General features: G+C 39.8%; 8 protein-coding genes. 5 read left to right on the top strand and 3 right to left on the bottom strand.

What is annotated here, in order from left to right:
* Positions 1–774 precede the first annotated feature (774 nt).
* The 5 genes from ACJAT7_RS15990 to ACJAT7_RS16010 all read left to right on the top strand — a co-directional run bounded on the left by ACJAT7_RS15990 (position 775) and on the right by ACJAT7_RS16010 (position 7257).
* The gene (locus tag ACJAT7_RS15990; RefSeq protein WP_415227801.1) at positions 775–1065 is read left to right on the top strand and encodes a hypothetical protein; all 291 of its coding nucleotides are present in this window, start codon (positions 775–777) and stop codon (positions 1063–1065) included.
* Positions 1062–1484 (top strand): hypothetical protein, encoded by a 423-nt coding sequence (locus ACJAT7_RS15995; RefSeq protein ID WP_415227802.1) that lies wholly within the window; start codon positions 1062–1064, stop codon positions 1482–1484. Before ACJAT7_RS15990 ends, ACJAT7_RS15995 begins: the two co-directional genes overlap by 4 nt.
* Positions 1474–1722 carry a hypothetical protein gene (locus ACJAT7_RS16000; protein WP_415227803.1) on the top strand — a complete coding sequence of 83 codons (249 nt, stop codon included), beginning with the start codon at positions 1474–1476 and terminating at the stop codon, positions 1720–1722. Before ACJAT7_RS15995 ends, ACJAT7_RS16000 begins: the two co-directional genes overlap by 11 nt.
* On the top strand, positions 1715–2896 hold the full coding sequence (locus tag ACJAT7_RS16005) for an AI-2E family transporter (RefSeq protein WP_415227804.1): 1182 nt from the start codon (positions 1715–1717) through the stop codon (positions 2894–2896). Before ACJAT7_RS16000 ends, ACJAT7_RS16005 begins: the two co-directional genes overlap by 8 nt.
* Positions 2897–3486: 590 nt before the next feature.
* Entirely contained in the window at positions 3487–7257 is a 3771-nt protein-coding gene (locus ACJAT7_RS16010; RefSeq protein ID WP_415227805.1) for a diguanylate cyclase, read from the top strand.
* 182 nt (positions 7258–7439) lie between these two features.
* Here the strand turns inward: ACJAT7_RS16010 and ACJAT7_RS16015 are convergent, their stop codons facing one another.
* The 3 genes from ACJAT7_RS16015 to ACJAT7_RS16025 all read right to left on the bottom strand — a co-directional run bounded on the left by ACJAT7_RS16015 (position 7440) and on the right by ACJAT7_RS16025 (position 9086).
* On the bottom strand, positions 7440–7763 hold the full coding sequence (locus tag ACJAT7_RS16015; protein WP_415227806.1) for a hypothetical protein: 324 nt from the start codon (positions 7761–7763) through the stop codon (positions 7440–7442).
* Between the two features lie 328 nt (positions 7764–8091).
* On the bottom strand, positions 8092–8511 hold the full coding sequence (gene arfB / locus ACJAT7_RS16020; protein WP_415227807.1) for an alternative ribosome rescue aminoacyl-tRNA hydrolase ArfB: 420 nt from the start codon (positions 8509–8511) through the stop codon (positions 8092–8094).
* A 2-nt stretch (positions 8512–8513) separates the two neighbouring features.
* Positions 8514–9086, bottom strand: coding sequence for a tRNA-uridine aminocarboxypropyltransferase (locus tag ACJAT7_RS16025; protein WP_415227808.1), 573 nt, complete (start codon positions 9084–9086; stop codon positions 8514–8516).
* Between the last annotated feature and the right edge of the window lie 2 nt (positions 9087–9088).

The following is a 9088-nucleotide window of genomic DNA, read 5'->3' on the forward strand; positions in this document are numbered from 1 at the left end:
ATAGAAAATTTGGGGACATCCAAATCTTTTAATAAAAACACAGGCAAAATCGGCTAGTGCCTTACTTTCCGTACGTTTTTCTTGTGATGAAAAAACACTTTAGCAAGAGAAAACATGGATGTTTTTTCTAACCTCAGTCAGTACAGGGATGTACTGTCTGAGGTGGTGCGTAAAAAAGTGGTTGAGCGGCACAAGAATAAAAAAACGTTTCGGAACGGCACTTTTTGGTTACTTTTTCTTGCTGTTGAGAAAAAGTGACTCGCCGACAAAGGCGAAACTCCAACAATGAATGTTACAGCAAGCGCTCACAAGCGAAAGCTAACAGACACCCACTTCAACATTACATGCAGAGCAAGCGAAAGCTTACGAATAACCGATGTGCTATCAACACCATGGGGATAAAACAGGCTAAAGCCTGTGCCCTTTTACAAACAAGCCAGAGCGGCTAGATAATTTCCAGTATTGAATATCCAGTTATTATCGAAAAGTCCCTCTCCCACCGTAATGAAAAACAACCTAAATAGAGGCCCCCGTCTCACCATGACTTGTTTGCTGGCGATTGTATAAAACACACACGCCGGACGGCCCTGCCAATCGGGAAGAAACCGACATCGAATACGAATATTTACAAAGGAGACTGACAAATTCTGATAAGGTTTTATCGCAATCGGTGTATAGTGAGATGAAATATCTTTTTCAAATCAACAATTTTTGGGTAAAAGGCTTTTATTCTCCCTATACTCAAACAGCATACTACTACGAAGGAGAGTGAACATGTCAACGACTAAAGGTAAAACAAGAGAAGAGGAATTGGCTGCCAGTAAGGAAGCGGTATTAAGTGCTTACGATAACTTATTGGAAGCCAAAGAACATTTTAGATTGGCAGCAGAGTCTGCTGGTGTCGACCTCAAGCATGAAGCAACCGATCAATTACTTAAAGGTCGTGCCAAAACCGAAGCGCTAGGCGAGCAAGCCTCCGTTTTCGTCCGCGAAAAGCCGTTGGCGACCTTAGGCATCGCCTTTGCTACCGGCGTTATTCTATCTCAAATATTTTCTCGAAAATGATCGAAAATCCAGATCCAGCTAATCCGCATGATAAAGCTGAGCAATCCGAACCGTTGGATGAGCTGCAGATGTGGACCGGCTGGCTGCAGCAATCGGCTGCTATCGGTACAGATATCCTGCAATTATTACAGCTTGAATTGCGACTTGCCATTACTGATAGCAAACGCCTGTTAGTCGTCGCTCTGCTCTTTATTCCACTGCTGATGTTGACATGGATTGGTTTTACCGCATTGCTGGCATGGCTGGTTTATTTATTAAATACATCAATAACACAGGGCTTACTCACTTTTTTTATTAGTCAGGCTTTAGGGTTGATGGGTATTTGTATGAGCTGGAAGTATTATAAGAAAAGCTTTAGCTTGCCGCTCACAAGAGAACATATTCAGAATATTATTGGCGGGCAAAACAGTGACACGTAAATCCTTGTATCGCGACATTCAATCTGTAAACCAACGTTTAAATTTACGTCAGCAACAATTTCATCTGACTAATAAGCGGGCAAAAGTAGCTCTGCTAAAAATAAATCCTTATTTAATAATAGCGACAGGTCTTACCGCCGGGGTCATTACCAGTAGCATGGGTTGGCGTAAGGCTTATACCGCAGTTAGTTCTTATTCTTTTTTAATAAATCGCCTGATGGGATTGAGTAATGATTGATCTGGATCCGGTTGCGACAAACAAGCCATTAAGTAGCGATATGACGACTGACATTATGCCCCAACGCCCAGCCTTGATGATGACTATCTACTTGTTACTCGCACTGGCACTGCTATATACCCTGTACTTCGCCAAATCTTTGCTAATGCCGATAGTGATCGCGCTGTTGTTTTCCTTGTTACTCAGCCCCTTGGTGACATTATTTAAACGATTCTACATACCTCGAACGATATCGGCTATTTTGCTACTGACCATGATTGGCGGGCCTTTTACGATATTGGCTATCGAGCTGGCAGAGCCTTCTCAAAAATGGCTGTCACAACTTCCGCAACTCTCGGCTCAGTTGACTGAAGAACTGGATAATATTAGCCAAGTTATGAGCCCTGATACCGCTTCGGTGAAAACGCAGCCATTGCCGGCAAAAGAAGAAAGTTTCTTTAGCTTTTTTAGCAGCGATCAAGAACCACAAGTCGCACAGGAAATAAAAACCGCAGGTAACAGTGCACTATCTGCGCGGGTTAAGCGGGGAGGAATAGAAATTATTGTCTCGGTTTTGGGGGCAACTCCAATAATCATTGCCCAGTTTATGACCTTCCTTATCTTGGTGCTGTTTCTACTTATCTTTGGCCCCAAGTTATATGACAACTATCTGGATATTTTCCCGTCTGGCGCAGACAAACGCCCATCGGTTGAACTAGTGGGTAAAGTCCAGAAAGAATTATCGCGCTACATTATCACAGTGACCATTATTAATATTGGGCTGGGAATGGTGACTGCAGGTGTGTTTTGGTTGATGGGTGTAAACGATGCATTGCTTTGGGGGGCTCTGATCGCCCTGCTTAACTTTGCCCCCTACGTTGGCCCTATTATCGCTATCATCATACTCAGCCTTGCCGGCATTTCTCAATACGGCATGGGGCTCGTTTCACTGATACCGGCTGCCATTTTTTTTGGCATCAACCTCTTGGAGGCCCAATTTATAACCCCAGCCGTACTGGGCCGTCACATGCGACTCAACCCGTTGATATTAATTCTCTGGCTGTTTATCTGGGGTTGGCTCTGGGGGCCTGCGGGTGTTCTACTGGCCGTGCCATTACTGGTGTGTATCAAGCTCGCAGCAGCACAGTTGCATATGTTCAACCATTGGGTGCGGTTGATTGAAACAAGCGCTTAGCCTTTTTGTTAGTCTTGCTACTTACTGCGCCTCTGTAACCGTTTTATGTGTGCTGAAATCGGCGCGCATGCAACTGAATCATACCCTCTCCAAAGCAAAGCGGGCTAAAGCCCGCGCCCCTTTTAACATATAAACCCAACTCCCCATCAAGGGCCGTCCTAGTGTTTACGGTAGAACAAAAGACTCGCTTTTATTCATCTAAAGCTTAATTACAGCTAATTCTTTATTCTTTAATGAGATGATAAAAAAATGGTTAGCCAAGTTCACAACTTGGCATAGCAATTAAAGTTATAACTGTTTTAATCTGATGATAATGCTAGAGTATTTTTTATTTAAAATGCGGATTAGACATGTGCAAAATAATTAAAGAGGAGCTTCTGATCATTCTTTTTTAATATTCTCCATAGAATATACAGATCTGTATTGGCCAACGCTGTGTGAGATTTTTAAGAATAGAAAATATTAGCGCTTACACAGCATTATTGCCTATGCGCAGCCCGGCTCATTACAAAAAAAGATGCGCATGAGGTAATTATCATTAATTTAAAATTAAGACTGTGCTCTGTTATCAAGGGCGATTTTGGAGTTATATGAAAAAGCGTCTTACCTTTGGCTTTGTTTTAGATGATATAAATTTAGAAGGCTATTACTACTCTTCCTCTTTGCATGGTGCGATTCGTGCGAGTGAAAAGCTTAAAAGTGATCTGTTCGTTTATCCAGGCAATTACTTAAACTCTCTGAATACCAAGGAGCGTGAATATAATATCGTTTATTCCTTGATCAACACCAATAAGTTAGATGGACTGATGATCGCGACTGGCTCGTTCGGTATTCATCAAACTCATACGGAGATACAGGCTTTTTTTGATCAGTTTAATGATATTCCACTAGTCAGCCTATCGGTTCCTATGGAAGGTTATCACAGCATTGAAATTGATAACAAACAAGGCATTATAGCCACAGTCAACCATTTCATCTGCAAGCATAAACTGACCCAAATTGCCTATCTTGGCGGTCCAGAAAATAATGAAGAAGCCTTAACCAGACTGACTGGCTATAAAGAAGCCCTAGCGCAGCACAATATAGAATTTAATCCTGAGCTGTATTATCAGGGAAATTTCCGCCCCAGTAGTGCAAAGGAAGCAATCCGCGTTTTATTAGATGAAAGAAAAATCAAGGTTGAGGCTATCGTCTGTGCTAATGATGATATGGCTATCGGTGTGCTAGGTGAGTTAAAAGCCAGAAATATAAGTATCCCCGGTGACATTGCAATATCTGGTTTTGATGATGTTGCGCGCGCTGAATTTTTGAACCCTGCATTAACAACCGCCAGCCAAGCCTTTCATCTGCAAACCTACCAGGGCATTGAAACATTATATGCGCTCAATAACGACAAAGAGATGCCACTGAGGCAGATTATCCCCTCTAAATTACAGATAAGAAAATCATGTGGATGTAATAGTGCCATTAACCACAAAGATATTAACAAAATCAGCAGTAGACAAATAACAGGCAACAATCTAAACAAAGAAAGTATTGAAAAAGAGATTATCGATAAATATAGATTACTAATTGGCAATGAACTCAAAGAGTACAATACAGAGGAGGTAAACAAACAGAGGAATATTACGGATATCATTCCTCCCTTTATAAAACATGTCATTATTAATAATAATCTAACCGAACTGCTCGATTGTTATTCGAAAAATATATTCAACCAGATAAATAGAGAGTTTGATGATCTGACTTGTATTCGAAAAATTTGCCGACTTCTCTATGATGCACTGCTCAGCGACTATCGCGATCCGATTACCGTGTCACGCATTGAAAAAAGTTTTCATGAAATTTTTTTCATGCTCAGTGAGGTTTTTAATCGTAGCCAATTAGAGAGCTATTTTGATAACGAAGTAATAAGAGAGCAAATCACCTCTAAGTTCAGCATGAAGGAGATTGAAGAGGTTCTTTTAAATAAAATACCCGCTGTTTGCGCGTTAAAATGTTTTTATATTGCCTTGTATGAGGGAGATCAATTTGGTTATAAGTTTGAGCAACTCCCGACTGAGCAATTAAAACTTATCTATGCCTACAATAATAAAAAGCTAGAGCTGCCCAAAGAGGGACTTATTTATCCCGCAAAAGATCTCATTCCAGATGATCTCAGGCCAGCTGATGATGGTAATACCTTTATCGTTTTCCCCTTAATTTGTAACGACCAGCATTACGGTCTGTTTATTGCAAAATTCGAACTAAGCAATATGCTCGAACGGCCTCTTAGAATCATTCGCGAAGAGTTAGGAACAAACCTTGATACAATTCGGTTGTTTAAAGAGATCGAAGACAGTAATAAAATGCTCGATGATCTCAATAAAAATCTTGAGTCTAAAGTCAATCAAAGGACCGAGGAATTAGAGACAGCGAATCAGCAGCTGCAGGGATTAAATAAATTAAAAAATGATTTTATTGCCAATATCACGCATGATTTCAGATCGCCGCTGATGGTGGTATTGAATTTGGCTGAACTCGCACTTAATTATGATCAGCCCAAAGAAGCACTGCTAACGGATCTTAAAAGCATTTATCAATCAGGGACGAAACTTAATAATATTATTGATAACTTACTGGATCTTTTAAAAATGGATGCCCAAGGCGTAAAACTGCACGTCAAAGAGATTGCACTGAGCGATTTTTTACAGGATACAATCAACTTTTATAAACCGATCACCGATAAACAAGGCGTGCTACTGCAACTAAAAACAGACAGTTGTAATATCACTAATTTTTATTCTGACCAACAAAAATTAGAGCAGATACTCAATAACCTGCTCTCAAATGCGATTAAATTTGTCAAAAAGGGCAGTGGAATCATTACCGTCTCCTGCGAAGATGCGGGGGATTGTTTTAGAATTATTATTGCCGATAACGGAATGGGTATTGAGAAAGAAAATTTAGTTAGCATCTTTAATCGCTTTGAACAAACAAAAATGGGCAGAGAAAAAGCAAATGTACACGGAACCGGAATTGGCTTGGCTTTTAGCAAGCAATTGATAGGATTTCTTTACGGCACGATATGGGCCGAATCTGATGGTGTCGGTAAAGGCGCTAAATTTATTATTCAATTAAATAAAGGATCAGAGCGATTTTCTCCCGCCGAGCTTGATAGAAGGCAAAATATTGAGGCAAAGCAGAAGAATTTACACCAACTACTGGGGCTTGAGGCGAGCGCGGAGAAGGAGTCCGGGTACTCTATACATTTCCATAACTATAAAGAAAACGAGCAAAATCTGAACATTAAAAATGCGGTTATCTTAATTGTTGATGATGATAAAGTGATCAGAGATATTACTCATAAATATTTAACACTGGCAGGCTATCAAAATATTATGTTAGCAACAGATGGTATTCAAGGTTTAAATGCCATGTATGAATACCTTCCAGATTTAATTATTTGTGATTTCAATATGCCTAATATGGATGGTAAAGAATTTCAGGAAGCGGTCGCGAAAAATAAAACCTTCAATATGATCCCGCTGATCTTTTTATCAGCCATCGCAGATGCAGATTTTATCTTGGAGAGAAAAAAAGAGGGGGCAACTGCATATCTTAAAAAACCCATTGAGCACAAAGAATTTATGATCGCCATTGAAGTGAATCTTAAAAAACAGATGAGCTATAACGAAACATTAGCCTTCGCTATGATTGATGAGTTAACCGGCGTGTATAACAAACGGCAGTTCCTAACCATGTTCGAAGACACACTCTGTCACAAGCCAGTTGCAGATATTTCTTTAGTCTTTTTCGATATTGACCATTTTAAACACTTTAACGATAGCTACGGTCACCAAGTGGGGGATGAAGTGCTAAAACTTGTTGGTGAAACATTAACAAATACCCTGCGGAGTTGCGATCTGATAGGCCGCTATGGGGGGGAAGAATTTATTATTCTATTGCCGGATACAGACGCTCAGGGGGCATTAATTTCAACGCAAAAAATTAAGAAAGCGCTTTCTAGTAAATATATTATCCATAATAATAAAAAACTACATGTCACCTCCAGTTTCGGGATTGTAACCTTATCCGCCAATTTGCAGACTATTTCTAAACAGCTGCAGGTAGATAATATTTTTTCATTAATAAATAGTGATTATGAGCCGCATATAGATTATAAAAACCTGTTTACCAACCTCATCGATCAACTTATAAAGATGGCAGATCATGCTATGTATGAGTCCAAAAGAACAAAATGTTTAACTTGCGGTTTTGCTTCTGAAAAGGAGTTTCTGTTCAAAGAACAACATTGTCCAAAATGTAAAAGTGATGATCTCAGTAAAGGCAGAGATAAAATTAGTTTTTATCAATCGTAAAATACGTCACATAAAAACAGGGAAAGCCAAACCTTTTTATTGAGGGCGAAAGCCCAACAACAAAAGTGATATTACGAATAGCGGATGCCCTATCAATAGCAACATGTAGAGCGATGCGGTTCCATTTCTTTGCAATGTACAGCCTTAATGGTGTGACGGTTTCTGCTGCAGAGGGTTATCCCTTATCTGTATTGCGAAACGAGGCCAATCAGAAATAAAGAAATTAATAATGCACTAATAAAATGGTTGTTTATCTGCTGTGTTTTCGAAACCCAAAATTTACCTTTTCCAGTCGCTGTTTTGCGAATTTGCAAAACCTGACCATTTGCCTTTGAATTGGGACAGATAAAACCATCCTTGCAGAAAAGTAAGTGCATTGAGTTAGGTTCAATACCCTTTTCTAACATACCAACAATCATACTCTTCGCTCGTTTGAGTCCCTCTTCACTAAACTGCTCTGAATTTAATAAACTAAATTTCACTTCTCTATAAATGTAACTTTTCAATTTCCGAAACTCAATACATGACAGCTATCCTGACACAGAGGGCCAAGGCTAACGTCGTTTAAAACGGGAAAGAATAGTGCGCCGGAGTATGTGGAAAGAGAAAACACCTGGGCAAACTATTCAAGAAAAAACAGGTAATACAGTGTGCATAATTTCGGATTTTACTATGAATCAGGTGAATAAAACAATGCCGGTCCGTTAATATTTTTGACCTAAATATTAACGCTAAAACACGCGTAAAAAAGCGGCCGATTGACGAAAAAAACGGCAGTAAAGGTTGTTCTGACAGTCAACAAGGCTTGCTTTTCTAATGCCACTAATCCGTTGTTTAATTATCTATTTTCTTGCTGCGCATGATTTTGGTCCGCCCGCGCTGTGTTTTTTGATCCATACGGCGACGTTGTGAGCCTTTAGTGGCTTTAGTGGCTCTGCGTACTTTTTGGATAACCACCGCCGACAAGATTAACTCTTTTAAGCGCTGCAGTGCATCGACTCTATTTTTCTCTTGAGTGCGATGACTTTGCGCCTTAATAATTATCACCCCCTCTGTTGTGAGGCGACTATCCGATATTTTCAATAAGCGCTCTTTATAAAATGGCGGTAGTGTTGAAGAGTGGATATCAAAACGTAAATGAATCGCACTCGAAACCTTATTGACATTCTGCCCCCCCGCTCCTTGTGCACGAATTGCAGTCAGTTCAATCTGCCAGTCGGCAATTTCGATACCCTTGGATATTATTAATGACACACTTACTCCTTTTCTTGATCTAAACTTTTTTGTGCAAGATAATGCTTGTGGTAAATACCAGCAGGCATCTTAGCTATTTGGTAATCAATCATAGCGGTAAAACTTTTTATTAGAGGACTGAATTTTTCACTGTTATTTTCCAGTTGCGATAACAGATAATAACCGGCCTCTACAGTTGATAATCCATCCTCACGTGGTGATTTACGAATACGATATGCACTTTTTTTGTTTACATTAATTGCTACTTTCGGCAAAAGCTGTAAAAACGGGTTATTCATTAGTAGCTTGTAAGCTTTTTTCCAGCTACCGTCGAGTAAAATAAACTGACTGTTATTATCAATAGGCTTAGTTTCTAAAAGCCTCTCGGCAGGAATTGCCGCTCGGTCAGGAAAAACCAGATAGCTATTATCGACATCAAATAAACGCGCATCAAACCGCTCGCCAACGGATATTTTTGAGCCTATTAATGACAAGTCTAAAATTCGAGCGGTACCGACCGCTTTTTTTTCTTCACTGGGATCTTGCAATATATGCAAAAAGTGTTGATTATCAATCGATTTAATCGTTGCACAGATGC

Origin of the sequence: Psychromonas sp., from assembly GCF_047632995.1 — a bacterium.
In the GTDB taxonomy this organism is placed as follows: Bacteria; Pseudomonadota; Gammaproteobacteria; order Enterobacterales; family Psychromonadaceae; genus Psychromonas.